Source organism: Paracoccus sp. TD-10, assembly GCF_048270675.1.
Taxonomy (GTDB): domain Bacteria; phylum Pseudomonadota; class Alphaproteobacteria; order Rhodobacterales; family Rhodobacteraceae; genus Paracoccus; species Paracoccus pantotrophus.
On record NZ_CP182419.1, the window covers coordinates 240,001 to 263,792 of the forward strand.

Below are 23,792 nucleotides of genomic sequence, written 5' to 3' on the forward strand. Positions count from 1 at the left end.
CAACAGATACTCCCCCAGTAGTGGCGAGCGAACGGGGACCAGCCGAGCCGTGAGAATGACCAGAATGGCCTGGAAAGGCCAGCCATAGCGGGTGACAGCCCCGTATGGGAAGTTTGATCGGACGCATTAAGTAGGGCGGGACACGTGAAATCCTGTCTGAAGATCGGGGGACCACCCTCGAAGGCTAAGTACTCCTTGCTGACCGATAGCGAACCAGTACCGTGAGGGAAAGGTGAAAAGCACCCCGACGAGGGGAGTGAAACAGTTTCTGAAACCGGACGCCTACAAGCAGTCGGAGGGGCCTTGCGCCCTGACGGCGTACCTTTTGTATAATGGGTCAACGACTTGGTCTATCTAGCAAGCTTAAGCCGTTAGGTGTAGGCGCAGCGAAAGCGAGTCTTAAAAGGGCGCATGAGTTAGATGGATCAGACCCGAAACCAGATGATCTAGGCATGAGCAGGCTGAAGGTTGGGTAACACCAACTGGAGGGCCGAACCCACACCTGTTGAAAAAGGTCGGGATGACTTGTGCCTAGGGGTGAAAGGCCAATCAAATCTGGAGATAGCTGGTTCTCCGCGAAAGCTATTTAGGTAGCGCGTCAGACGAATTCTCCCGGGGGTAGAGCACTGCATGGATGATGGGGGCCCACAGCCTTACTGAGTCTAAGCAAACTCCGAATACCGGGAAGAACTATCTGGCAGACACACGGCGGGTGCTAACGTCCGTCGTGGAGAGGGAAACAACCCTGACCAACAGCTAAGGCCCCCAATTCGTGGCTAAGTGGGAAAGCATGTGAGACTTCCAAAACAACCAGGAGGTTGGCTTAGAAGCAGCCATCCTTTAAAGATAGCGTAACAGCTCACTGGTCTAGTCAAGAGGTCTTGCGGCGAAGATGTAACGGGGCTCAAGCCACGAGCCGAAGCTTTGGGTGTGCATTTATGCACGCGGTAGCGGAGCGTTCCGTGATATAACGCCATCCGACTTCAGCTTTCCCTTGGGAAAGCCTTGGTCGGACAGGCGTTTACTGTGAAGCCGGGCCGTAAGGCATCCGGTGGAGTGATCGGAAGCGAGAATGTTGACATGAGTAGCGACAAACAGGGTGAGAGACCCTGTCGCCGAAAGTCCAAGGGTTCCTGCTTAAAGCTAATCTGAGCAGGGTAAGCCGGCCCCTAAGGCGAGGCCGAAAGGCGTAGTCGATGGGAACCAGGTTAATATTCCTGGGCCAGGAGATGGTGACGGATCGCAGGTGTAGTTCCTCCTTATCGGATTGGAGGGGCTGCTGAGCGGTTCCTGGAAATAGCCCTCCACAAGACCGTACCCTAAACCGACACAGGTGGACTGGTAGAGAATACCAAGGCGCTTGAGAGAACCACATTTAAGGAACTCGGCAAAATACCTCCGTAAGTTCGCGAGAAGGAGGCCCCGTTGGCAGGCAACTGTCGGCGGGGGGCACAAACCAGGGGGTGGCGACTGTTTACTAAAAACACAGGGCTCTGCGAAGCCGTAAGGCGACGTATAGGGTCTGACGCCTGCCCGGTGCCGGAAGGTTAAAAGGAGAGGTGCAAGCCTTGAATTGAAGCCCCGGTAAACGGCGGCCGTAACTATAACGGTCCTAAGGTAGCGAAATTCCTTGTCGGGTAAGTTCCGACCTGCACGAATGGCGTAACGACTTCCCCGCTGTCTCAAATGTGGACTCAGCGAAATTGAATTGTCTGTGAAGATGCAGACTTCCCGCGGTTAGACGGAAAGACCCCATGCACCTTTACTATAGCTTCGCACTGGCATCAGGATTGCGATGTGCAGGATAGGTGGTAGGCATCGAAGCGGGGACGCCAGTTCCCGTGGAGCCATCCTTGAGATACCACCCTTCGCACTCTTGATGTCTAACCGCGGCCCGTTATCCGGGTCCGGGACCCTGCGTGGTGGGTAGTTTGACTGGGGCGGTCGCCTCCCAAAGAGTAACGGAGGCGCGCGAAGGTTGGCTCAGAGCGGTCGGAAATCGCTCGTCGAGTGCAATGGCAGAAGCCAGCCTGACTGCAAGACTGACAAGTCGAGCAGAGACGAAAGTCGGCCATAGTGATCCGGTGGTCCCGAGTGGAAGGGCCATCGCTCAACGGATAAAAGGTACGCTGGGGATAACAGGCTGATGATGCCCAAGAGTCCATATCGACGGCATCGTTTGGCACCTCGATGTCGGCTCATCTCATCCTGGGGCTGGAGCAGGTCCCAAGGGTATGGCTGTTCGCCATTTAAAGAGGTACGTGAGCTGGGTTTAGAACGTCGTGAGACAGTTCGGTCCCTATCTGCCGTGGGTGTAGGATACTTGAGAGGAGTTGCCCCTAGTACGAGAGGACCGGGGTGAACGTTCCACTGGTGGACCAGTTATCGTGCCAACGGTAGTGCTGGGTAGCTATGAACGGACAGGATAAACGCTGAAGGCATCTAAGCGTGAAGCCCCCCTCAAAACAAGGTATCCCTTGAGAGCCGTGGAAGACCACCACGTCGATAGGCCGGAGATGTAAGCGCAGCAATGCGTTCAGTTGACCGGTACTAATCGCTCGATAGGCTTGATTTGATCCGGAAGAAGACAGACCTTCTTCCAAAAGCATCCTTGGACAATGTCTTTCCAGGTTCCCAAAAGAACCGGAAAACGCCGATCTCGCTCCTTTTCCGGTCTGGTGGCCAAAGCACGAGCAAAACACCCGATCCCATCCCGAACTCGGCCGTTAAGTGCCGTCGCGCCAATGGTACTGCGTCAAAAGACGTGGGAGAGTAGGTCACCGCCAGACCTGAAAAGAAGCGAGCATCTCTCAGAACGAGAAGCACCGCAAAACCGCGATGCAAATGGCGCGGGGTAGAGCAGCCCGGTAGCTCGTCAGGCTCATAACCTGAAGGTCGTAGGTTCAAATCCTACCCCCGCAACCAACGATAATTGCGAAACCTCCAAAGCCTCGGCTGCGGGGGTTTTTGCGTTTGTACGCCCGGGCTTCCGCGATACCGCCATCCGACCCAGAAGATTGTCCAGCGCCTCGGTCTCCGACAGGAAATCCGGATCCTTCTTTCCCGCCGCGAAGCGCAGGATCGCGCCGAGATCGCCGCGCAGCACGATGGCCAGTTCGCCACCCTCCGGCATCAGCGTCACCTGATCGACCAGCGAGCGCAGGATCTCCGCCGCCCGGGGGCGGCTGTCCTCGTGCTGCAGGTTCTCCGACAGTTCGGCGATGCGTTGGGCATAGAGCGCCGCCATGTTCGGATGCAGCAGGGGCGGCGGTTCGTCGGCATTGGCCAGCTTCTCCGTCAACTCGGCCTTGCGGGCCTCCAGTTGCGCGATCTTGTCCTTGAGCGTCAGTGGCGGGACGCCCTGCAGGATGGCATCGATGGCCTTGTCGAGCTCCCGGATCGTGCGATCCAGTTCCCGCCGTGCGACCTCCAGGTCGGCGCCGCGCTCCATGCGCAACCGATTCACTTCCTTGGTGAACTCGGCGCAAAACTCCCGAAACAGGTCCGGCTCCATCAGGTGTTTTTTGAGCCCGTTCAGGATCGAGGCCTCGAGCGCGTCGCGGCGGATGTTGACGCGGTTGCCGCAGGTGCCCTTGTTCCGCGCCGTCGAGCAGCCGAGCAGATCCTTGGAAATCATCGAGTAGCCGCCACCGCAGCAGCCGCATTTGACCAGGCCGGCGAAGAGATGCTTCGGGCGCCGCCGGTCGTTCAGCGGATTGCCTTCCGGTCGGCTGCGGGTGGAGAAGGCCAGTTCGCCTTGCCGGGCTTTGACCGCATCCCAGAGGCTTTGGTCGACGATGCGCAGGTCGGGCACGTCCTGTGTCACCCATTCGCTTTCCGGGTTCAGCCGCGACACCCGGCGACCGGTGTCCGGATCCTTGACGTAGCGCAGCCGGTTCCAGACGAGGCGGCCGACATAAAGCTCGTTGTTGAGGATCCCGGTGCCGCGCTCGCGGTTGCCGTGGATGGTCGACGGTCCCCATTCCCGGCCCATGGGTCCGGGTACGCCCTCGCGGTTCAGCGCCATGGCGATGGTGCGTGACGAGAGCCCGGCATTGTAATCGGCGAAGATGCGGCGGATCACGGCGGCCTGTGCTTCGTTGATCGTCCGGTCGCCGCGAATCGGCTCGCCATTGCTGTCGAACTTCTTGACCACATCGTAGCCGTAGGAATTGCCGCCGCCGGACTTGCCGTCCTCGACCCGGCCGCGCAGGCCCCGGCGGGTCTTGTCGGCCAGGTCCTTGATGAACAGCGCGTTCATCGTGCCCTTCAGCCCGACATGCAGCTCGCTGATCTCGCCCTCCGACAGCGTAAACATCTTCACGTCGGCATAGCGCATGCGCTTGTAGATGCCGGCGATGTCCTCCTGATCGCGGCTGACGCGGTCCAGGGCTTCGGCCAGCACCATGTCGAAGCGGCCGCGTGCGGAATCCATGATCAGCGCCTGGAGGCCGGGGCGCTGGATCATGCTGGAGCCGGAGATGGAATGGTCGGAATATTCCTCGACCACCTGCCAGCCTTCCTTCTCGGCCCGCAGCCGGCACATCCGGAACTGGTCGGCGATCGACGCCTCGCGCTGCAGGTCCGAGGAATAGCGGGCGTAGATGGCAACTCTCATGCGCGGGCCTCCTGGTCAGTCGGGATGTTGGTTGCGCCCCTCGCGCTCCTCGGCCTCGACGAAATCCCGTGCCGCCCGCCGGGCCAGCAGGCGGGCCAGAGCGACGAGCCGGGGATCGGGCGAGGGCAGGGGAGCAGCGGATTCCCGGGTGGGTTCAGGGACCACCCGCAGCCGTTCCGCAACTGTCTGCCTCCGCCGTGCCATCGCCCCCTTTCGCTTCCCGCGCGGCAGGACCCGCGCCAAGCCAAGCGTGGCGCAGGGCGGGACGAAATCACAGGCGAGTTCGGGCGCATCGCATCGGACCTCGGCGCAGCACAGCGTAAACCGGCGCTGCCGCGCCTGCTGCAGGGGGCACTGCGCGGCGACGCTGTCGCAGCTTGGCGTAAAAATACAGAAAAGTCGCGGGGGTTCTCGCGGTAGGGAAGGGGATCGGCGGGGTTCCGCAGCTCAAAGACGGAACGCTTCGGGAGGGTGGGGCCGTCGTAGAGGGCGGAAAGCTGCCTGAAGGTGATGCAGCATCGCGGCGGCTGAAAAATGCAGGACCGGACAGTTGCGCCCACCTAGGCAAACCCAAAGTCCGCCGCGAGACATGAGCTCTTCGCGGACGGTCAGACAGAGCTGCCTGCGATTCAAATGGCGCTAGGTCATGTTGACAAATGGCGGAGCCAGAGCCTGATGCAGGCGACGTCGACGAAGCCAAGGAAGCTTTCGGCGGTTTTGTCGTAGCGGGTTGCAAGGCGGCGGCTATTTTTCAGCTTGTTGAAGCAGCGCTCGACCATGTTGCGCAGGGTGTAGATGGTCATGTCGACAGCCTTGCGCACCCTTCGGTTCCTTCGCATCGGTATCATGGGCAGGGCGTTGCGGCTCTCGATGTCTTCCCGAATTTTATCAGAGTCATAGCCCCTGTCGGCGACCAGAACTGCTGGTTGCGGCAGGTTGTCGGCCATCACCATATCATAGCCGGTGTAGTCGGAATCCTGCCCCGGCGTGATCTCGGTCCTCATCGGGAGGCCTGCGCCGTTGACGCGGAGATGGATCTTGGTCGAGAAGCCACCTCTCGAACGGCCAAGAGCCTCTTTCGGAGTCCCCCTTTTGCGCCCGCCGCATGATGATGGGCGCGGATCACAGTGCTATCAACCATCTGGAGCTTGTCTGGCGCGATCCCAGCGTGGTTCAGCGCATCCAGGATATCCTCCCACAGTCCCGCCAAAGTCCAGCGGCGGAACTGACGGTAGACCGAGGACCACTTGCCAAACTCTTCGGGCAGATCGCGCCATGGCGCACCAGTCCTTGCGATCCAGAATATACCATTCAGAACAAGACGATGGTCCGCAGGTTTCCGCCCGTTAGGGTGCCGGACGGCACGAATGAAGCCCTCGAAGAAGGTCCACTCATCGTCGGATATCAGGTTGCGTGCCAAGTTCATCTCCCACGTAGAGATGAGCTTGAATCATAGGACGACTGCCAGAGGAATCCCTTTTGTCAACACGACCTAGACGCTCCGGTGTTTTCTTGTCAGCAAGCAACTTTCCGGTCATCTGATCTTTGAAGCCGATCCAATTGTCCCGGAAACAGAACATCGCGATCGCATGAGCAAAGCCAGGAGCTCGGCAAACTTCCATCAACTCTTGAAAGTACTGTTCTTCGGATCGCACTAGCGCTATTTCCCTATCTACAATTCATGCATCATTTGCTTGCAATGGATCGTAAGCACGTCGTTCGGGGCGGTGACATTGCAGCCACAATCCACCGTGTTGCTTCGTCACGCAACTGCAAGCTTACTGTCCGGCACGATCAGCTTAACCCAGTGACCGGTAGCTGACCTCCACGACCGGCGCAGCGAATGACCGCTTTCCGCCCTTTTTGTCTCCGTCACTGGCAGTAACAGCGAAGGCGAGAACCGCTGCGATAGTTGAGGTCTCCGCGCTTCTCGCCTTCACTGGCTCTGAGACCGGCACTTCTGGAGCTACTGGCGCCGAATGTCATGCAACCGGGTGCCGAAGTTGTACGCAACCGAGTGCCGAACCGAGTGAGAACCAGCAGCCCAGGCCGAGAAGACGCTGGAGGAAGACCCGTATTCGGGCCACCTGTTCGTGTTCCGCGGGCGCCGGGGCGATCTTTTGAAAATCATCTGGTGGGATGCGCAGGGCGCCTGCCTGTTCTCGAAACGCCTGGAACGTGGACGCTTTGTCTGGCCTGCTGCGAAGGACGGCAAGGTCAGCCTCAGCCCGTCAATGCTGGCAATGCTTCTGGAAGGCACTGACTGGCGCATGCCGCAAAAGACATGGCGGCCTCTCACGACCGGAGATTTGGGAGATAATCCAGCACCATAAGCTTCCCTTGCGCGGGGCGGGGCGGTATAAATCCAGCCATGCTGGAGACGCCTCGAACCCTGCCATCCGATCCCGACGAATTGCGTGCGGTTGCGGAGCAGCTGCGCGATCTAGCCAGGTCCCAGGCCCTGAAGATCGAGAAGCTGGAGCATCAGCTTGCGGGTCATCGCAAGGCACGGTTCGGGTCGAAATCCGAAAGTCTCGATCAACTGGCATTCGACCTGTCGGAGGACCGCGAGATCGCAGCGGTCGCTGCGGCCATGCAGGAGGAAACCGGTCGCGGCGACGATCAGGTCGATGACGACACCCCCGAAAAATGCAAGCACAGCCGTGCCCCGCTGCCCGACCACCTGGAGCGACGCCCCGAGATCCTGTCTCCGGGCGAGACGTGTTCCAATTGCGGCGGGACTTTGCGGACCCTTGGCGAGGAGGTGACGCAGGAACTGGACTACATCCCGGGGCGGTTCGTGGTCCGCGAAATCATCCGTCCCAGGATGGCCTGCTCCGGTTGCGAGGCCTTCACCCAGGCTCCGTTACCGAGCCGTCCCATCACCCGCGGGCGCGCTGGCCCCGGCTTGCTGGTGCATGTGCTGGTCGGAAAATATTGCGATCATCTTCCATTGCACCGACAGTCCGGGATCTACGCGCGCGAGAAGGTCGATCTGCACCGCTCGACGCTGACCGATTGGGTCGGGCGATCGACGGCACTCCTGGAACCTCTGGCCGACCATATCGGCAAGCTGGCCCGCGCCGGTCCTACGCTCTTTGCCGACGACACCCCGGTCAAGATGCAGATCGGAGGCAAGACCGGCAGGACCCAGACCGCGCGGATGTGGAGCTATGTCCGCGATGAACGACCATGGTGCGGCCAGGCGCCGCCCTGCGCCTGGTATCAGTTCAGCGTGGATCGCAAGGGCAAGCATCCCGCCGCCCACCTCAAGGGCTACATGGGCATCGTGCATGCCGACGGGTTCACCGGCTTCAACGGGCTGTTCGGCGAGGGCTTGGCCCGCGAGCAGGCCTGCATGGTGCATGTCCGCCGCAAGTTCGTGGATGTCTTCGAACAGGGCGGATCCACCATCGCCCGGGAAACCATCGAACGGATTGCCCGCCTCTATGCCGTCGAAAAGGACGCGCGCTACAAGCCGCCCGACGAGCGTGTCGCCCTGCGACAGGCGAAGGCCAAGCCGATCTTCGAAGAGCTGGAAACCTGGCTGAAGAGCCAACCGCCGAAAATCTCGGGAAAAACCAAACTGGCCGAGGCCATTCGCTACGCCCTCGGCCGCATGCCCAAGGCCCGGGCCTATCTCGAAAACGGCCAGTTCGAGCTGGACAACAATATCTGCGAGCGGTCAATCAGGCCGCTGACTCTCGGGCGTAAGAATTATATCTTCATGGGCTCGGAAGGCGGCGGAAAGGCCGCCGCAATCGCCTATTCCCTCATCGAGACCGCGCGCATGAACGGGGTCGCCCCCGAAGCCTGGCTGACCTGGGTGCTGACCCACATCGCCGATCACAAGATCAACCGCATCGACGAACTCGCTCCCTGGAACTGGCAGCCAAGTTGAACGTCAAACGCGGTCACGCCGGACGGATACCATCAGCCGCCCCGAGCTTTGACAGGGTTATCTGCTTGTCTGCCATGGTGACATCGTGCCTCCGGACTTGTTAACGGTGGCCTCGGGCCCATCGGGCAGGGGATAATCCGTCTCGTTCAGGACGAAACCGGGGCGCAGGGCGAAGTCGGCGCGCGGCGGGGCGAAGATGTCGACCAAGCGCGTGGTGCCCTCGCCCACATCCTGCGTCGTATGGATGGCGGGGGGAGGAATGATCGCGACCGAGGGGCTGGCGCAGGCGATATGCTCGTCCGCTTGCCAGCGGGTGGAATCGCTGCCCCAAGGGTAGCGGATATGGTGGATGAAATGTCCCTGTAGCCCCAGCGACACCTGTTCGAAATCCTCATGCCAATGTGGGCTGAGCGAGGCGGGATCGCGCCGGTCGTGCCAGGGTGCGAAGACGTTCACCATCAGATTGGTGCAGCGAAATACCCTTGGCTGGATGCGTGGGCCATCGATCGCCAGGTAGCGAGCAAGATCATAGACCCGGATGCGGAACCCGTCGGGCGGTGCAGGCCAGTCGCAAAGCGGAGCCACGTCGCTATCGGGTTGGCTGGTATAATCCCCCGCGTTCACCGCCAGCGTCGCCAGATCCGTCGCGCGCGAGGTGAAGATGCGGGTGATGCGCCCGCCCTTGGGCAGATGGACGCCCGAAGGGCCGGGCGGCATGATTGCAAGGCTTTCAGCCGCGCAGGAGATGTTCTGCCCGCCGGCTGTGAGGTCAACCTCGGTTCCGGCGGGCAGCAGGGCCATGTATTCGTCGGGCTGTCCCTGCCGCGCCAGCACCGCACCCGGCTGCGCCTCGGTGACGGCGATCACCAGGTTCACGCCGCGGGTGATCCATGTGCGGCTGCCGCCCCGCTCGACCAGGTCGGGATCGTCGCGATAGTGATGCGCGCAAAAGGCGCGGCGGCTGGCGGGCAAGGGCATCGTTCAGCCCTCGGCCAGATCGCCGGGCACCAGCTCCACCGGGAAGTTCTGGTAGCTGACGGGGCGCAGGAAACGGCGGATCGACAGCGTGCCGACCGAGGTGGCGCCGAAATTGGTGCTGGCGGGGTAGGGGCCGCCATGGACCATGGCGTCGCAGACCTCGACCCCGGTCGGAAAGCCGTTGACCAGCACGCGGCCGGCCTTGCGCTCCAGCACGGGCAGCAGGGATTGCGCTTCGGCCAGGTCGGCATCGTCCATGTGGAGGGTCGCGGTCAACTGGCCGTTGAGGCCACGGGCGAGCCGCGCCATTTCGTCCGCGCCGGAAACCCGGATCACCAGACCCAGCGGGCCGAAGACCTCCTCACCCAATGCGTGGTCCTGCAGATAGCTGGCGGCGTCGGTCTCATAAAGGTTCGGGCGTGCCTCGCGGCCTTCGCTTTGCGTCGAAACAAGCGGTTTCACGGCATTGCGAGTCTCGAACTGCTGCTGCCCGTCGCGATAGGCGCGCGCGATGCCGTCGGTCAGCATGAGTTGCGGGCCGACCTGTGCCAGCGCGTCTGCTGCCGCCTTGACGAAGGCGTCGCCGGCCTCGCCGGTGCCGATCACCGCGATGCCGGGATTGGTGCAGAACTGGCCGGCGCCCATGGTCAGCGATGCGGCCCAGCCCTTGCCGATTTCCGTGCCGCGAGTGCGGGCGGCCTCGGGCAGGATGAACATCGGATTGACCGAGCCCAGCTCGCCGAAGAACGGGATCGGCTCGGGCCGCGCGGCGCAGAGGTCGAAGAGCGCCCGGCCCCCGGCAAGGCTGCCGGTGAAGCCCACGGCCTTGATCAGCGGATGGGTGACCAGCGCCGCGCCCACCTGGCGGTCGCCGCCCTGGATCAGGCTGAAGGTACCGGGATGGATGTCGCAGGCGGCGATGGCGGCATGGATCGCCTCGGCGACGATCTCGCCGGTGCCGGGATGGGCGGAATGGCCCTTGACGACGACCGGGCAGCCGGCGGCCAGCGCGGCGGCGGTATCACCGCCCGCCGTCGAGAAGGCCAGCGGGAAATTCGAGGCGCCGAAGACGGCGACCGGGCCGATGGGGCGCTGCACCATGCGGATGTCGGGACGCGGTGCGGGCTGGCGGTCGGGCTGGGCGGGATCGTGGCGGCGGTCGAGGTAGTCGCCCTTGCGGATATGGTCGGCGAACAGCCGCAGCTGGCCGGTGGTGCGGCCGCGCTCGCCCTGCAACCGCGCCTCGGGCAGGCCGGTTTCTTGCGCGCCGATTTCGGTGATGGCTTCGGCGCGGGCCTCCATCTCGTCGGCGATGGCGTCGAGGAAGGCGGCGCGGGTTTCGCGCGACGTATAGCCGTAGGTCCAGAAGGCGTCCTCGGCAGCCTCGCAGGCGCGGGCGACCAGATCGGGGGTGCCGATGCCGAATTCATGCGCCGGACCGTGGGCGGGTTCGCTGGTGAAGCGTTGCTCGCTAGCGATCCATTCGCCCGCGAGCAGATGCTTGCCGTGGGGGGTGAAGGTCATCCTGCTCTCCTCAATCCGCCATCAGCTTCGCCCAATCGACGAAGCGCATTTCGATGATTTCGATCTCGCCCCAGACGCCCTCGCGGGCGTAGACCTCGCGCGCCAGATAGGCGTCCAGCGCGGCGCGGTCGGGAAAGCGGCACAGCACGACCGAGCCGGTCATGTTGCCCTCGGCGTCCAGGATCGCGCCGCCGTCGATGATGGTGCCGGCAGCCTTCTCGACCTTCAGCCCGGCCATGTGCTCAGTGCGCGCGGCAAGGCGCTTTTCCAGCACCCCCGGCGCGTCGCGGCAAATCAGTGCGAAATCCATCAGCCGCGGCCCTCCACCACGGGCGGGGCCATGTGATAGCCACGACCCTCGTAGTCGAAATCGTGCAGCCTGTTCACCGGTTCGGCCTTGTTCACGGGGCTGGCGTAATAGGCGCGGATCTCGGCGATGCGGGTCACGTCGTCGTTGAAGACATACCATTCGTCGCCGCGCAGCGCCTCGCCGACGCCGGTCTTCCAATGGGTCCATTCGATCACGGCCTCGCGCCCGTCGGCGGATGCCAGCACGCGCTCGATGGTCCATTTCGAGCCCATGTTCTGCACGCACCAGATCCAGCCGTCGGCGATTGCCTCGGCCCCGCGCCAGGGCGCGCCTGGCAGACCGGGGGGGAAGTAATGCACGCCATCGGGGGTGAAGCAGTCGATCAGGCCTTGGCGGTCGGCCTTGTTGCACATGTCGAAGTAATGGCGGATCAGCGCCTCGGCTTTCGCGGCGCTCACAGCGTGTTCCCTTCCTTCAGCCAGGCTTCGTATTCGGCCAGCGTCTCGGGGCCGGCGGGATAGGTGCCGAACAGCGGAGCCCCGGCGTCGATCTTGGTAAACAGGAATTTCTCGCGCAGTTCCTGCTCATAGCTGGCATCGGCGACTTCCTTTGCGATCTGGCGCGGGATCACGGTCACGCCGTCGGCGTCGCCCACGATAATGTCGCCCGGATAGACCGCCACTTCGGCGCAGCCGATGGGTTCCTGCATGGCGATGGCGCGGTGATAGGCGGGCCGGGTCGAGGCGGTATTGGCGCGGCAATAGGCCGGGAAGGGCATTTCCGAGATCTCGGTCCCGTCGCGAAAGGCGCCGTCGGTGATCGCGGCGGCGACCCCCTTGCGCATCATCCGGGTCATCAGCATGTTGCCCGCCGAGGCTGCGCGCGGGTCATTGCGGCTGTCGATGACCAGCACCTGCCCGGCCTGGATCGTCTCGACGGCTTCCCATTGCACGTTGTCGTCGCCGCGCTTCTTAAGGTCACCCAGATCCCAATCCTTGTCCTCGCGCGAGGGGATGAAGCGCAGGGTGAAGGCTTCGCCCGCGAAAGAGCCGGCCTTCCTGTTCAGCGGCGTGACGCCCACAAGGAACTGCTGCCGGTAGCCGCGCCTGAAAAGTTGCGTCGTCAGCGTGCCCTGGCCACATTTCCGAAGCTTGCTCAGCGTTTCTTCGCTGACCTCGACCAATCCGTCCATGATTTCTCCCTCAACGGTTCCGTGCCACAATGTGAGAAACAAGATAAATTGAGGTGGCGCGTTTGACAATGTGGCATCGGACGATTCGGCGCCATTCTTGTCAAATCTTCGGGAAATTTTGGAAAATTCATAAGAAACAAGGGATTCAACGCGTGCGTCTGTCGACAAATCTGTTCGGCGTGAATTCAATAGTTCCTACTATGTGGATTTTCCGCTTTACAAGAAGAACCGCAGCCGGCATAGGCTGCACATCACGGCGCATTCGGAGGGGGTGGCCGGGCGAATCGGCCGGGCGCCTGTTTCCGCGAATGCTGGGGAGGGAGAAGCATTGCCCTATCAGTTCAACTTTCAGGCCGTGCTCTCGCACTGGCCGCTGCTGGCCCACGGGGCCTGGGTCACGCTGGTCCTGACCTTCTGGGCGACCATCGCGGGCTTCGTCGTCGGCACCTTGTGCGCGGTCGCGCGCACCAGCGGGCCGGTCTGGCTGCAACGCATCGCCGGCGCCTATGTCGAGGTCATCCGCAACACGCCGCTGCTGATCCAGGCTTATTTCCTGATCTTCGGCCTCGCCTCGACTGGGATGCGGCTGCCCATCATGGTCGGCGCGGTGCTGGCGTTGGTTGTCAATGTCGGCGCCTATACCGCCGAGGTGATGCGCGCGGGCATCGAAAGCATCAAGGCGGGCCAGGTCGAGGCCGCGGGCTGCCTGGGCCTGACGCAGCGCCAGATCTTCATGCATGTCGTGCTGCGGCCTGCGATGGAACGGGTCTATCCCTCGCTTGCCTCGCTCTACGTACTGCTGATGCTGGGCTCTTCGGTGCTTTCCGCCGTGGGGGTCGAGGAACTGTTCGGTACCTCGAACCGGGTGCAATCCGCGACCTATCGCAATTTCGAGGTCTTCATTGTTCTTGGCGTCATCTATCTGGGGCTGACGATGATCATGCGGCTGACCTTCTGGGCGCTTGGGCTGATCCTTTTCCCCCGACGGCGCAAGCTTGGCACCCCTCTGTAGGAAGGCAGGAACATGAACACGGTCTTTCTGATCTCGTTGCTGTATGGCCTTCTGGGGACGGTCATTCTCAGCACGCTGACCTTCATCTTCGGCGGTCTTGCAGGCTTTGCGTTGGCGTTGGCACGCGTCTCGCCGCTGAAGCCGCTGCGCGTATCTGCGCAACTCTATACCCAGATCGTGCAGGGGGTGCCGCTTCTGGTGCTGATGGGCCTGTGCTATTTCGGGCCGATCCTTGCCGGTTACTCCGCCGTGCCGCCATTGGTCGCCGCGACCATGGCGATGACCTTCTTCGCCAGCAGCTATCTGGGCGAGATGTGGTATGGCGCGCTGATCTCGGTCGCGCGCGCCCAGTGGGAGGCCGCCGAATGCCTTGGCTTGTCGCGCTGGCAGCGCATGACGCGGGTAATCCTGCCGCAGGCCCTGCGCATCGCCATCCCGCCCACCGTCGGCTTCATGGTGATCATCGTCAAGAACACCTCGGTCTCGTCGCTGGTCGTCGGCTATTCCGAGCTGACCTACAACGCCAAGGTGATCAACAACGCCACCTTCCAGCCCTTCCTGTATTTCGGCCTCGCGGGGCTATTCTACTTCCTCATCTGCTACCCGCTGTCGCTCAAGGCCCGCTCGATGGAGAAAAAGCTCAATGTCGCCAATCGTTGAACTGCGCAACATGGAAAAATCCTTTGGCGCCGTGCAGGTGCTGAAAGGGGTCAGTTTTACTGTCGAGAAGGGCGAGGTCGTCGCGATCATTGGTCAGTCCGGCTCGGGCAAGTCCACCGCGCTGCGCTGCATGGACCGGCTGGAAACCGTCACCGGGGGCGAGCTTTTCGTCTGTGGCCATGCGCTGCACGATCCAAAGGTGGACCTGCATGCGCTGCGCAAGGACGTGGGTATCGTCTTCCAAAGCTACAACCTGTTTCCGCATCTGACGGTCGAGCAGAACGTGACCATGGCGCCGCGCCTGGTGCAGAAAATGCCCGCCGCCAAGGCGAAGGAGGTCGCCCGCGCGGTGATCGCCAAGGTCGGGCTGTCGGACAAGCTGGACGCCTATCCCGAGCAGCTTTCGGGCGGTCAGCAGCAGCGCGTTGCCATCGCCCGCTCGCTGGCCCTACGGCCCAAGCTGATGCTGTTCGACGAGGTGACCTCGGCGTTGGACCCAAAGCTGACCGGCGAGGTGCTGCGCGTCATTGAGGGGCTGGCGAAAGAGGGCATGACCATGATCCTGGTCACGCACGAGATGCAATTCGCCCGCGATGTGGCGGACCGGGTAATCTACATGCGTGACGGCATCGTCCACGAGATGGGCGGCCCCGAGATCCTGAGCAATCCCGGAACGCCCGAACTGGCCGAATTCATCGCGCATGGCTACTGAGCCGGCGCCACCAAAAACAGGGAGAAGGACCAAATGAAACTGCTTAAATTCCTGCTGCCCGCGCTTGTTGCCCTTGCGCCGGCGCTGGCCCTTGCCGGGACGCTGGACAAGGTCCAGTCCTCGAAGACGCTGACCATCGCCTTCGATCCCTCGGTCCCGCCATGGTCCTACAAGGATGCCGGGCTGAACTATGCCGGCTATGAATGGTTGGTGGCGTCCAAGTTCGCCGCCGACAACGGCCTGATCCTGAAGGTGGTCGAGACCAATGGCGCGAACCGCATTCCGCTGTTGATGACCGGGCAGGTCGATGTGGTCTGGACGGCAATGTCGATCACGGACGAGCGCAAGGAGGTCATCGATTTCTCGATCCCCTATGCCGGGACGCAGACCGCCGTGTCAGGCCCGCCCGAGGTCGCCATCGAGACGCCCGAGGATCTGACCGGCAAGAGTATCGCCGTCGCGCGCGGCACGATCATGGATGACCAACTGACCAAGGTCGCCCCCGCCGGCACCAATATCGTCCGCTTCGAGGACGAGGCGACGACACTGACCTCGATCCTGTCGGGGCAGGTGCCGCTGGTCGCACAATCGACCAGCCTGAACTACACGATCATGAAGCGCGATCCCTCCAAGGTCATCGAGCCGAAGATCATCCTCGGCACCAGCCTGCATGGCGTGGGGATGCGCAAGGGAGACGAGGATCTGAAGGCGCTGATCGATGGGTGGCTGTTGGAGAACATGAAGAGTGGAGAGTTGCAGCGCATGTTCGAGGAAGCCCATGAGATGCCGATGCCGGAATTCGTGACCGAGGCCGTGCTGGGCAAGACGGACTGAGCCTTTCTGTCACCAAGGCGTCCTCGCCTTGGTGAACCTGTCTCGGTAGGGGCCGCCGCGGCGCGTGGCGGCCCTTTCTGAACGGAGCCCTGATATGATCGAACTGCATGAGGATATCCATCGCGGCATCGCCTTTCTGGAAGCCGTGCCTGCGGGCGCGCGTGATCGGGAATTGCCGGTGCTTTTCGTGCTGCATTCCTTTGGCGTCTCCAAGGAACTGGTCGCCTATTTCGGCCTGATGGGCGCGCGGCGCGGGATGCGGGTGATCCTGCCCGAGGCGCCTGGCCATGGTGCCCGAGTCATTCCCGATCCGGCGGATCGGGCGCTGCACTTCTGGGACATCCTGTGCGATTACGTGGATGAACTGGCCACGCTACGCGAGGGGTTGCTGCCGCGTATCGGGGGCGGCGGCGTAGCGCTGGCGGGAACCTCGATGGGGGCCTTTGCCGCCCTGGCGGCGACGGCGCGCCATGATTTTGTAACCGCCACGGCGGCCTATATGGGTACCGCCTATTTCCGCGATGCGGCGCGCACGATCTTTCCGCCGCTGCGCCGCTGGTGGCCTGAACAGGCAGGGGAGCATGATGCGAAGCTGTCGCGCATTGCGGATTACGATCCTTCGGACCGGCTGGATACGCTGTCGGCCAAGCCGCTTTACCTGTGGCATGGCGCGCGCGACGACGTGGTGCCGGCGGCCGATTGCCTGCGCCTGGCCGCTGACCTGACGGCGCGCGGTGCGGCTGATCTGCGAGTCGAGGTCGATCCCGATGGCGGCCACCGCGTAACCGATGCCGCCGCCCGCAACGGCATGGACTTTCTGGCCCGGGCCTTGCAGCGCGGCCAATTCCTCGACACATGACGCGGGGCCACCTATTATTCGTGATGCAATTTCCGTCCATCCAGCCAAGGCCGCAGCTATGAACGATGCCAGTCCCGTCCGGGGCACCGCTCTCCTGACCAAGGCGCTCGACATCGTCGAGCTGATTTCGGACAGCGACAACCGGCTGAAGTTCAAGGACATATCCGAGCGCACCGGGCATTCTAAGTCGACGCTTTACCGCATCCTGTCGGCGCTGACCGCGCGGGGGATGATCGACATCGACCGGCGCGACCAATCCTATGTGCTGGGCCCGAAATTCACCCGCATGGCGGGGTCGATCAATTCCTCCTCGGACCTGATCGCCGTTTCCGCCGGTCCCCTGAAGGCGATCGCCGATCTGCATGGCGAAAACGTCAACCTCGCTATCCTGTCGGGAACGGCCCATATCACCATTTCGCGCTGGCAGGGACGGCTGGCGCAGCCGTTCGATTCGCCGCTGGGTGAACGCAAGCCGTTGCACGCCACCAGCCTCGGCAAGGCGTTGACCGCCTTCATCCCCGCACCCGAGCGCCTGCGCCTGCTGTCGCAACTGCGCCTGAAGGCCTATACCGCACACACCCTGACCGAAATGGCAGCGCTGGATGCCGATCTGGAGCTGATCCGGACCCGCGGCTTCGCGGTGGACGACAACGAGATCATCGAGGGCGTGACCTGCGTGGCGGTGCCGGTCTTCGATCCCTCCGGCGCGATCCTTGCGGCGATTTCGATCACCGCGCCCAGCCATCGTATGGCCGAGGCGCGCAGGCTGGAACTGGCCTCGGCCCTGCAAGCGGCGACGCGGCACATTACCGCCCAGCTTGCCCCGCCGCGCAAGCCTGCGGCGGAAACCGTGGTGACCGGACGGGCGCGGGTCGGCGTGGCGGATATCCGCGGCTTTTCGCCTCGCGCCTGCGGCTGGTCGGATGACCTGGGCGGGCTGGTCTGGCATGACGGCCCGGCAGGCAACCTGATGCTGCAAGGCGGGACCGATCAGCGCGCGCTGGCGCAATTCGGACGGCTGGATGCCGCCTGCATCATGGCCGGGGGCGATCTGGCCATCGCTGCGGACGACGGGCTGTGGCGGCTGAGTGCGGCCACGGGCGAGGTCGTGCCCTGGCTTGAGGCGATGCCGCCGGTTTCGGCGCTGGCGGCGTTGCCCGATGGCTTCCTGTTGCTGGGCCAAGGGCGGCTTGCGCGCTTCGATCCGGTCTCGGGCGAGGTCGCGACCTTGGCCGAGGGACTTCTGGACGCGCCCGGCTTCGATTTCGACGGCACCGCCATCCATGCCGTCGCCGAGAACGGAACGCAGGTCCTGGCGCTGGATCTGGACGGCAGATCGCGGGCTCTGGACCTGCCGGTGCAGGGCCAGCTAAGCGGAGTCCTGTCGGACGGACAGGACGGCTTCTGGCTGGCGCATCGGCTGAACTGGTCGCTGTGCCATGTCGATGCGGCGGGACGGGCCTATCATGTGCCGACGCCGGTGCCGGGCGCGCAGGGTCTTGCGCGCGGGCGCAACCCGCAGGAACTTCACGCCGGCTCCGACCGCATGTCGCTGTCGCAAAGCATGCTGGAAGTCGCGCCGATGGCCGGCGCGCTTCTGCATGTGGAACTGACCGGCGAAGCCTAGTCGCGGCGGTAGCGGGCGATGATCTCGGGGGCCGGCTCAAGCCCCAGTCCCGGTCCCTGCGGAATGGCGACGCGGCCCGCCTGCGGCAAGGGCATGTCGCGGTAAAGCCAGGCGTCGGGCTCGACATAGAGGAATTCGAACAGAGGCGCGTCGGGCAGGGTGGCGCAGACTTGCAGCGTCGCCAGATAGCCCGGCCCGAAATAGGGCGAATGCGGCATCAGCTGCGCCGGCGGGTTTTCCGCCGCAAGCGCTGCGATGCGAATCATTTCCGAGATCCCGCCCACCTTGGTCACCGATGGCTGCGGATAGCGCACGTCGCCCGAGCGGATCATGCCCTCGAACTGCCACGAGGTGCAGAGGTTCTCGCCCCCTGAGATTGCCAGCCCCTGCGCGATACGGTCCATCTGGGCGTGATCTTCGGGCGGGAAGGTCGGCTCCTCCAGCCAGAATGTGCCGCGTTCGCGCAGCCATGCAGCCATGTCGCGGGCCTCTGCTTCCGACCAGTTGCAGTTCACGTCGATCATGATCCGCGCGCCGTCCAGCCTGTCAAAGCACGGCCCTATGGCTTCGCGGGTGACCTCGTGCAGTTTGATGAAATCGTAACCCTCGGCCCGCGCCTTGGCGGTGAAGGCCGCCGCCACCGCGCCGTCGCCATAGCGCACCAGCGAGGCATAGGCCGCCACGCTGTCGCGGCGCGCGCCACCGATCAGTTGCGCCAGCGGCACGCCCGCCGCCTTGGCCTTGATGTCCCACAGCGCGATGTCGATGCCCGACAGCGCGAAGATAGTGATGCCATAGCGCCCGAACAGGCAAAGCCGCCTTTGCAGCATTTGCGAGATCGCCTGCGGATCGCCGGCATCCTGCCCGATTAGCATCGGGATGACGGTATCCTCCAGCATCGCCATGACGGGCCGTGCGCAGAAATAGGAGAACGCCTCGCCCCAGCCGACGATGCCGCTGTCGGTGGTGATCTTCACCAGCACCATGTCGCATTGGTTCCAGCTTGATGGCGTCATGCCAAGGCCGGTGCCGCCGTCCTCGAAGGGAATGTCTAGCCGGATGACCTGAATATCGGCGATTTTCATGGCGTATTCTCCCATTGATCCAGATCGGCCTTGAAATTCGCCCGCGCGAAGGCGCCGCCCAGGCTGCGGCCGAAGATGCCGCCTTGCGGCGCGGCGCCGGGGATCGAGGGGTCCGACAGGTGGTCGCGCGGGTTCTGGCGCGGCGCATAGCCCATCGCCTTGGCGCGGCTGTTGTCGAAGAAGGCGCCCTCGCAATCGCCGACCGCGTTCAGCACCGCATGGCCCGGCCCCTGCCGCTCGATCGACAGTTGCACAAGCTGGGCGAAATCGTCGAAGCCCAGCCACATGTGGAACTGCCGTTCGTCCATCACCTGCGCGCAGGACGAGCCGATGCGCAGGCTGGTCGTTGTCATGCCGCGCGTGTCGGCATAAAGCGCCATCACCGCCTCGCCCCAGATCTTCGAGACGCCATACCAGCCGTCCGGGCGGAGCTGGGCCGTCTCGGACAGCGGCGCGGCGCTGCGGGGATGGAAGCCCTGCACATGGTTCGAACTGGCAAAGACGACGTTACGAATGCCCGCTTCGACCGCGGCTTCCATCAGGTCCAGCGTGGCGTGATAATTGACGGCGAGGGTTTCGGCAAAGCCGATATCGTCGGCATAGCGGCAGGCCAGGTGCAGCACCGCATCGCAGCCGGCGACTGCGCGGCGCACCGCCTGCGGATCGCAAAGATCGCCCTCGACGGTCTCGGCATCGGCGGGGTAATCGGCGGGATGGCTGCGCGCGAGGCTGCGCAGGCGCCAGCCCGCGATGCCGCGTTCGGCCAGGGCGCGGCCCAATATCCCGGCGCCCCCGGTGACCAGAAGTCTTCGCACAGGCTTGTCCTCCTATGTGGAACATGGCCGTTGTATAGCGTAAATTATTTCCACAATGTAAGACAAAAATTGCGAAACATGACCGGAGAAACCATATGGTAGGGGATATCACGCTGAACTTGCAGGATCTGGCCCTGGTCCTGCGGCCCTCATGGGGTGGGCGGGTCCTGTCGCTGACCTGGCGCGGCCAGCCGATTCTTTCTCCGATGCAGGGCGCGGATGGCGCCTTCGATGGCCGGAACTGGCCCAGGGGCGGCGCCTATCCGCTGTTTCCCTTTCACAACCGCATCCCGCTGGGGCGGTTTTCCTATCGGGGGCGCGATGTCCGGCTGCCTGTCCGCCCGCAAGAGCCCAATGCGGTTCACGGCCATGCCCATCAGCTGCCTTGGCACATGGTCGATGCGGGCGATGCGGCGGCTGAACTGGTTTGCGAGGACGCGGGCGACGGTGCCTGGCCCTGGGCTTTTGCCGCGTCCCAACGTTTTCAATTGCGCCCCAACGGCCTGGAATTGCTGCTGTCCATCCGCAACCGGGCCGACGAAACGATGCCTGCGGGGTTGGGTTGGCATCCTTTCTTCGCCAAATGCCGCAAGATCGCCAGCGACGCGGCGCGGGAATGGGCGATGGGCGCGGATTTCCTGCCAAGCGGCGATTGGCATCCGGCGGCGGCAACGGGCGCGGATACGCGCTACCTGTCGGATTGGTCCTGCGTGGATCTGGCTCTGTCGTCCGGGCTGTGTGTAACAATGCGGGCCACCGGGCTGCGGCATCTGGTGATCCACGATCCTGAGCACGCTTATAGCTGCGTGGAGCCGGTCAGCCATCTGGCCAACAGCATGAATCTGTACCCGGCGCGGGCTGCGGACAATCTGGCCGATCTGGCGCCGGGTGATCTTGTGCAGGCCCGGATCAGCCTGGCGTTTCGTCCGCTTCAGGTGTCGTGCCGGTGAACACCCGTGCCATCGAGCTTTCGATATGGTGGCGCATGGCGGCGCGCGCGGCTTCGGAATCGTGGTCGTGGATCGCCTGCAGGATGGCGCGGTGTTCGTCCAGCGTGGTCTGCAGCCGTGCCTTGGGATCAGTGGGGGCCAGTGTCGCTGCGACCTTCATGCCGATCTCGACCGGGACCGCGATGGCCGAGATCGTCCTGACGTAATAGGTATTGCGCGCAGCCTGGGTGATCGCCGTGTGAAAGGCGATGTCCTGCCGCGCGCCCAACTCGCCCGAGCGGATGACCTGTTCTAAGGCCGCAGCGGCCGCCTCGATTCGGTTCAGATCATATCTGTCGGCGCGTTGTGCGGCCAGGGCGGCGATGTTCGGCTCGACCCCAAGGCGGAATTCGAAGCAGGCCTGCAGGTCGGCAATGGAATGGGGCGGGGCGGGAGCGAAGATCGGCTCGGCCCGCGCAATTGCCGGGCCGACCACGCGATTGCCGGTACCGCGCTTGCTTTCGATCTGCCCTTCATAGCGCAGACGGACCAGCGCCTCGCGCAGGACCGTGCGAGAGACCCCGTATTGTGCCGCCATTTCAGCCTCTTTCGGCAGCAGGCTGCCCGGCGGCAGACTGCCCGAGGCGATCTGTTCGGCAAGGGTTTGATACAGGCTTTCGCCCAAGCTGCGATGGCGCCCGAAGGTCGGAGGCGGGGCCTCGTCGCTCTGTGTTTGTTCTGCCGTCATGACCCAACCTAGCCCAGCTTTGCGGACTCTATCAAGTCATACCAATTCGTCATAAAATTATACTTGATTGTTGACTAGATCCGATCTGTATGTATTGATCGTACTTGATGCAGAGGATGATTCGACCATGACCACTTTCATTTCTGGTGCCACCGGCAGGGTTGGCGGCCATCTGGCCCGCAAGCTGATCGAAAGGGGCGAGCAGGTCGTGACGCTGGCGCTGCCGGGCGACCCGAATATCGCCACCACCGAGGCCATGGGTGTGCGCTGCGAGATCGGCAACCTTGCCTCGGCCGAGGATGTGCGCCGTGCCATGGCCGGCGCGCGCTCGGTCTATCACATGGCTGCGGTGATCTCGTTCCAGCCGCAGGCGCGCGATCTGCTGTGGGATGTAAATGTCACCGGCACGCGCAATGTTTTCGAGGCCGCCGCCACGCTGGCCGAAGATCACCCGGTGCGGCTGGTCATGGCCTCCAGCGATCAGGTCTATCCCACCCGCTTCGCTCGTTACCGCCCCACTGACGAGAACCACCCGCGCGAGCCCTATAGCTGGTATGGCCTGACCAAGGTCATCTGCGAGGACATGGCCGCCTTCTTCAACCGCAACGTCACGGGGCTGGATGTCTCGACCGCGGTGTTTTCCCATACCGAGGCGCCCGAGGAACTGATCGATCCCCATGGCGAATATTCCGGTGCGGCCTTCTATGTGAACGGGCGGGTGAAAAGCCTGCTGGCCAGCGCCACCCATCATGCCGGCGCCAATTCCCGCGCGGAATTGCAGGGCGTGATCGACCTACTGACCCCGCTGATGGCCGATGATGAGCCCCTGCTGCTGACTTATGATCAGGACGGTCAGCCGCATACGCAGGAACTGATCGACGTGCGCGACATCGTGGACGGTCTGCTGCTGATCCATGACAACCCGGCCGCGATCGGCGAAACCTTCAACCTCGCCCCCGCACATCCGGTCAGCCTGGCCGAGTTCATCCCCTATCTGGCCCGTGCCACCGGGCGCCGCGTCGTCGAGGCGCAGATTCCGGTCGAACTGGGCCGCACCCATGGCAGCAATGCCAAGGCCCGCGCCATGCTGGGCTTTTCGCCGAAATACTCTCTGTTCGACATGGTGGACGAAGCGGTGGGCAAATGCGCGAAGACGGCCTGATTCACGGGCTGCCCTTCACCGGCAAGACGCGGGTATCGTTCCTGATCGGCTCGCCCATCGCGCAGGTGCTGGCGCCGGGACGGATGACCGGGCTGCTGCGCCGGACAGGGCGGGACGCGATCCTGGTGCCGCTCGAGGTGTTGCCTGATCGGTTGGTGACCACGATCGCCGCGTTGAAGGCCGCGCCCAATGTCGCCGCCATATTGGTGACGCTGCCGCACAAGACCCCGGTCGCGGCACTGTGCGACCGGCTTTCGACGGCGGCGCGCTTCCTCGATGCCGTGAACGCCTGCCGCCGCGCCCCGGATGGCACATGGGAAGGCGACAATTTCGACGGCGCCGGCATGGCTGCCGCGATCCTTGGCGCCGGGGGACGGATCGAAGGGGCGCATGTCCATATGGTCGGGGCGGGCGCCGCGGCGACCTCGATCGCGGCGGCCCTTCTGGATCGGGGCGCGGCCAGCCTGAGTTTCAACGATATCCTGCCGGAGGCCGAGGCGCGGCTGCTGGCGATTCTGTCACCGGCCTATGGCGCGCGCGTTTCGGTCGCGCCGTCAAAGGCCGCGGCTGGTGCGGATATCGTCGTCAATGCCAGCCATTGCGGGTTGCATGCTGGTGATCCGTTGCCTGTTCCGGACGATTGCCTGCATAAGCGACAGTTGGTGGCGGATGTGATCACCGATCCGCTGGACACACCGCTGCTGCAGGCGGCACGGGCGGCGGGTTGCGCGACCGTTTCCGGCGGCGACATGCTAGATGGGCAATTGCGCCTGCTGGCCGATTTTGCCGAGGGCGAGGAGATATGAACGACCGGGAAGGCGACCGA

The 23,792-nt window shown here is 63.5% G+C and carries 21 protein-coding genes, 1 tRNA gene, 2 rRNA genes and 1 pseudogene (1 of these 25 running past the window's edge); 14 read left to right on the forward strand and 11 right to left on the reverse strand.

Annotation, left to right across the window (positions count from 1 at the left end):
- From ACNKFW_RS12095 to ACNKFW_RS12105, 3 genes are all read left to right on the forward strand, one after another.
- Positions 1–2,575 (forward strand): 23S ribosomal RNA (locus tag ACNKFW_RS12095); it begins 262 nt to the left of the window's first position.
- Between the two features lie 99 nt (positions 2,576–2,674).
- Positions 2,675–2,789, forward strand: a 5S ribosomal RNA gene (gene rrf, locus ACNKFW_RS12100).
- A gap of 59 nt (positions 2,790–2,848) precedes the next feature.
- A tRNA-Met gene (locus tag ACNKFW_RS12105) sits at positions 2,849–2,925 on the forward strand.
- Here ACNKFW_RS12105 and ACNKFW_RS12110 read toward each other — a convergent pair.
- The 3 genes from ACNKFW_RS12110 to ACNKFW_RS12120 all read right to left on the reverse strand — a co-directional run bounded on the left by ACNKFW_RS12110 (position 2,882) and on the right by ACNKFW_RS12120 (position 6,044).
- Positions 2,882–4,618: a recombinase family protein gene (locus ACNKFW_RS12110; protein ID WP_418025516.1), complete on the reverse strand. Its 1,737-nt coding sequence runs from the start codon at positions 4,616–4,618 to the stop codon at positions 2,882–2,884. The genes ACNKFW_RS12105 and ACNKFW_RS12110 overlap by 44 nt on opposite strands.
- A gap of 15 nt (positions 4,619–4,633) precedes the next feature.
- The gene (locus tag ACNKFW_RS12115) at positions 4,634–4,822 is read right to left on the reverse strand and encodes a hypothetical protein (RefSeq protein ID WP_085502928.1); all 189 of its coding nucleotides are present in this window, start codon (positions 4,820–4,822) and stop codon (positions 4,634–4,636) included.
- A gap of 440 nt (positions 4,823–5,262) precedes the next feature.
- Positions 5,263–6,044, reverse strand: a protein-coding gene (locus ACNKFW_RS12120; protein WP_085999836.1) for an IS5 family transposase whose coding sequence is annotated in 2 segments (ribosomal slippage) — positions 5,263–5,702 and positions 5,702–6,044 — 783 coding nt in all. Because the reading frame shifts where the segments join, the coding sequence is not laid out codon by codon here.
- A 613-nt stretch (positions 6,045–6,657) separates the two neighbouring features.
- On the opposite strand from ACNKFW_RS12120, the pseudogene tnpB reads away from it, so the two are divergent.
- Together tnpB and tnpC are read left to right on the forward strand one after the other, a co-directional pair.
- A pseudogene (gene tnpB, locus ACNKFW_RS12125) lies at positions 6,658–6,951 on the forward strand (IS66 family insertion sequence element accessory protein TnpB); the annotation flags it as partial.
- A 38-nt stretch (positions 6,952–6,989) separates the two neighbouring features.
- Positions 6,990–8,519: an IS66 family transposase gene (tnpC, locus tag ACNKFW_RS12130; RefSeq protein WP_418025234.1), complete on the forward strand. Its 1,530-nt coding sequence runs from the start codon at positions 6,990–6,992 to the stop codon at positions 8,517–8,519.
- A 57-nt stretch (positions 8,520–8,576) separates the two neighbouring features.
- Here tnpC and ACNKFW_RS12135 read toward each other — a convergent pair whose 3' ends face one another.
- Genes ACNKFW_RS12135 through ACNKFW_RS12155 form a run of 5 tightly spaced genes read right to left on the reverse strand, consistent with a single transcriptional unit; the run spans position 8,577 to position 12,523 of the window.
- Positions 8,577–9,497 (reverse strand): hypothetical protein, encoded by a 921-nt coding sequence (locus ACNKFW_RS12135; protein WP_418025236.1) that lies wholly within the window; start codon positions 9,495–9,497, stop codon positions 8,577–8,579.
- Between the two features lie 3 nt (positions 9,498–9,500).
- A complete protein-coding gene (locus ACNKFW_RS12140) occupies positions 9,501–11,021 on the reverse strand; it encodes an aldehyde dehydrogenase (NADP(+)) (RefSeq protein ID WP_418025238.1) in 1,521 nt (506 codons plus the stop codon).
- A gap of 10 nt (positions 11,022–11,031) precedes the next feature.
- Positions 11,032–11,331 carry a YciI family protein gene (locus tag ACNKFW_RS12145; protein WP_418025240.1) on the reverse strand — a complete coding sequence of 100 codons (300 nt, stop codon included), beginning with the start codon at positions 11,329–11,331 and terminating at the stop codon, positions 11,032–11,034.
- On the reverse strand, positions 11,331–11,744 hold the full coding sequence (locus tag ACNKFW_RS12150; protein WP_418025518.1) for a nuclear transport factor 2 family protein: 414 nt from the start codon (positions 11,742–11,744) through the stop codon (positions 11,331–11,333). Before ACNKFW_RS12150 ends, ACNKFW_RS12145 begins: the two co-directional genes overlap by 1 nt.
- A 41-nt stretch (positions 11,745–11,785) precedes the next feature.
- Complete coding sequence (locus tag ACNKFW_RS12155; protein ID WP_418025242.1) at positions 11,786–12,523, reverse strand: ribonuclease activity regulator RraA; 738 nt, start codon at positions 12,521–12,523, stop codon at positions 11,786–11,788.
- A gap of 328 nt (positions 12,524–12,851) precedes the next feature.
- Between ACNKFW_RS12155 and ACNKFW_RS12160 the strand changes: the two genes are divergently transcribed.
- The 6 genes from ACNKFW_RS12160 to ACNKFW_RS12185 all read left to right on the forward strand — a co-directional run bounded on the left by ACNKFW_RS12160 (position 12,852) and on the right by ACNKFW_RS12185 (position 18,227).
- Positions 12,852–13,535, forward strand: a complete 684-nt coding sequence (locus ACNKFW_RS12160) for an amino acid ABC transporter permease (protein WP_418025244.1) — start codon at positions 12,852–12,854, stop codon at positions 13,533–13,535.
- Positions 13,536–13,547: 12 nt separating this feature from the next.
- The gene (locus ACNKFW_RS12165) at positions 13,548–14,195 is read left to right on the forward strand and encodes an amino acid ABC transporter permease (protein WP_418025246.1); all 648 of its coding nucleotides are present in this window, start codon (positions 13,548–13,550) and stop codon (positions 14,193–14,195) included.
- On the forward strand, positions 14,179–14,907 hold the full coding sequence (locus ACNKFW_RS12170; protein WP_418025248.1) for an amino acid ABC transporter ATP-binding protein: 729 nt from the start codon (positions 14,179–14,181) through the stop codon (positions 14,905–14,907). Before ACNKFW_RS12165 ends, ACNKFW_RS12170 begins: the two co-directional genes overlap by 17 nt.
- A 33-nt stretch (positions 14,908–14,940) precedes the next feature.
- Positions 14,941–15,741, forward strand: coding sequence for a transporter substrate-binding domain-containing protein (locus tag ACNKFW_RS12175; protein WP_418025250.1), 801 nt, complete (start codon positions 14,941–14,943; stop codon positions 15,739–15,741).
- A gap of 94 nt (positions 15,742–15,835) precedes the next feature.
- Positions 15,836–16,600, forward strand: a complete 765-nt coding sequence (gene yjfP / locus ACNKFW_RS12180; RefSeq protein ID WP_418025252.1) for an esterase — start codon at positions 15,836–15,838, stop codon at positions 16,598–16,600.
- Between the two features lie 58 nt (positions 16,601–16,658).
- The gene (locus ACNKFW_RS12185) at positions 16,659–18,227 is read left to right on the forward strand and encodes an IclR family transcriptional regulator domain-containing protein (RefSeq protein ID WP_418025254.1); all 1,569 of its coding nucleotides are present in this window, start codon (positions 16,659–16,661) and stop codon (positions 18,225–18,227) included.
- Here ACNKFW_RS12185 and ACNKFW_RS12190 read toward each other — a convergent pair.
- Positions 18,224–19,312: a mandelate racemase/muconate lactonizing enzyme family protein gene (locus ACNKFW_RS12190; protein WP_418025256.1), complete on the reverse strand. Its 1,089-nt coding sequence runs from the start codon at positions 19,310–19,312 to the stop codon at positions 18,224–18,226. The two genes, ACNKFW_RS12185 and ACNKFW_RS12190, sit on opposite strands and share 4 nt — an antisense overlap.
- Entirely contained in the window at positions 19,309–20,127 is an 819-nt protein-coding gene (locus ACNKFW_RS12195; protein WP_418025258.1) for an NAD-dependent epimerase/dehydratase family protein, read from the reverse strand. Before ACNKFW_RS12195 ends, ACNKFW_RS12190 begins: the two co-directional genes overlap by 4 nt.
- Positions 20,128–20,246: 119 nt before the next feature.
- Here ACNKFW_RS12195 and ACNKFW_RS12200 point away from each other — a divergent pair, with 119 nt between their 5' ends.
- The gene (locus tag ACNKFW_RS12200) at positions 20,247–21,077 is read left to right on the forward strand and encodes a hypothetical protein (protein ID WP_418025260.1); all 831 of its coding nucleotides are present in this window, start codon (positions 20,247–20,249) and stop codon (positions 21,075–21,077) included.
- Here the strand turns inward: ACNKFW_RS12200 and ACNKFW_RS12205 are convergent.
- Entirely contained in the window at positions 21,037–21,804 is a 768-nt protein-coding gene (locus ACNKFW_RS12205) for a FadR/GntR family transcriptional regulator (RefSeq protein ID WP_418025262.1), read from the reverse strand. The two genes, ACNKFW_RS12200 and ACNKFW_RS12205, sit on opposite strands and share 41 nt — an antisense overlap.
- Before the next feature lie 127 nt (positions 21,805–21,931).
- On the opposite strand from ACNKFW_RS12205, the gene ACNKFW_RS12210 reads away from it, so the two are divergent.
- Positions 21,932–22,966: an NAD-dependent epimerase/dehydratase family protein gene (locus tag ACNKFW_RS12210; RefSeq protein WP_418025264.1), complete on the forward strand. Its 1,035-nt coding sequence runs from the start codon at positions 21,932–21,934 to the stop codon at positions 22,964–22,966.
- Positions 22,948–23,772 carry a shikimate dehydrogenase family protein gene (locus tag ACNKFW_RS12215; protein WP_418025266.1) on the forward strand — a complete coding sequence of 275 codons (825 nt, stop codon included), beginning with the start codon at positions 22,948–22,950 and terminating at the stop codon, positions 23,770–23,772. The genes ACNKFW_RS12210 and ACNKFW_RS12215 overlap by 19 nt, the downstream gene beginning before the upstream one ends.
- The last annotated feature ends 20 nt before the right edge of the window (positions 23,773–23,792 follow it).

What these genes read in the sequence shown, in the direction of transcription:
- ACNKFW_RS12110 (WP_418025516.1), bottom strand. Translation starts at nt 4,618, where the DNA reads ATGAGAGTTGCCATCTACGCCCGCTATTCCTCGGACCTGCAGCGCGAG.
- ACNKFW_RS12115 (WP_085502928.1), bottom strand. Translation starts at nt 4,822, where the DNA reads ATGGCACGGCGGAGGCAGACAGTTGCGGAACGGCTGCGGGTGGTCCCT.
- tnpC (WP_418025234.1), top strand. Translation starts at nt 6,990, where the DNA reads ATGCTGGAGACGCCTCGAACCCTGCCATCCGATCCCGACGAATTGCGT.
- ACNKFW_RS12135 (WP_418025236.1), bottom strand. Translation starts at nt 9,497, where the DNA reads ATGCCCTTGCCCGCCAGCCGCCGCGCCTTTTGCGCGCATCACTATCGC.
- ACNKFW_RS12140 (WP_418025238.1), bottom strand. Translation starts at nt 11,021, where the DNA reads ATGACCTTCACCCCCCACGGCAAGCATCTGCTCGCGGGCGAATGGATC.
- ACNKFW_RS12145 (WP_418025240.1), bottom strand. Translation starts at nt 11,331, where the DNA reads ATGGATTTCGCACTGATTTGCCGCGACGCGCCGGGGGTGCTGGAAAAG.
- ACNKFW_RS12150 (WP_418025518.1), bottom strand. Translation starts at nt 11,744, where the DNA reads ATGTGCAACAAGGCCGACCGCCAAGGCCTGATCGACTGCTTCACCCCC.
- ACNKFW_RS12155 (WP_418025242.1), bottom strand. Translation starts at nt 12,523, where the DNA reads ATGGACGGATTGGTCGAGGTCAGCGAAGAAACGCTGAGCAAGCTTCGG.
- ACNKFW_RS12165 (WP_418025246.1), top strand. Translation starts at nt 13,548, where the DNA reads ATGAACACGGTCTTTCTGATCTCGTTGCTGTATGGCCTTCTGGGGACG.
- ACNKFW_RS12170 (WP_418025248.1), top strand. Translation starts at nt 14,179, where the DNA reads ATGTCGCCAATCGTTGAACTGCGCAACATGGAAAAATCCTTTGGCGCC.
- ACNKFW_RS12175 (WP_418025250.1), top strand. Translation starts at nt 14,941, where the DNA reads ATGAAACTGCTTAAATTCCTGCTGCCCGCGCTTGTTGCCCTTGCGCCG.
- yjfP (WP_418025252.1), top strand. Translation starts at nt 15,836, where the DNA reads ATGATCGAACTGCATGAGGATATCCATCGCGGCATCGCCTTTCTGGAA.
- ACNKFW_RS12185 (WP_418025254.1), top strand. Translation starts at nt 16,659, where the DNA reads ATGAACGATGCCAGTCCCGTCCGGGGCACCGCTCTCCTGACCAAGGCG.
- ACNKFW_RS12190 (WP_418025256.1), bottom strand. Translation starts at nt 19,312, where the DNA reads ATGAAAATCGCCGATATTCAGGTCATCCGGCTAGACATTCCCTTCGAG.
- ACNKFW_RS12205 (WP_418025262.1), bottom strand. Translation starts at nt 21,804, where the DNA reads ATGACGGCAGAACAAACACAGAGCGACGAGGCCCCGCCTCCGACCTTC.
- ACNKFW_RS12210 (WP_418025264.1), top strand. Translation starts at nt 21,932, where the DNA reads ATGACCACTTTCATTTCTGGTGCCACCGGCAGGGTTGGCGGCCATCTG.
- ACNKFW_RS12215 (WP_418025266.1), top strand. Translation starts at nt 22,948, where the DNA reads ATGCGCGAAGACGGCCTGATTCACGGGCTGCCCTTCACCGGCAAGACG.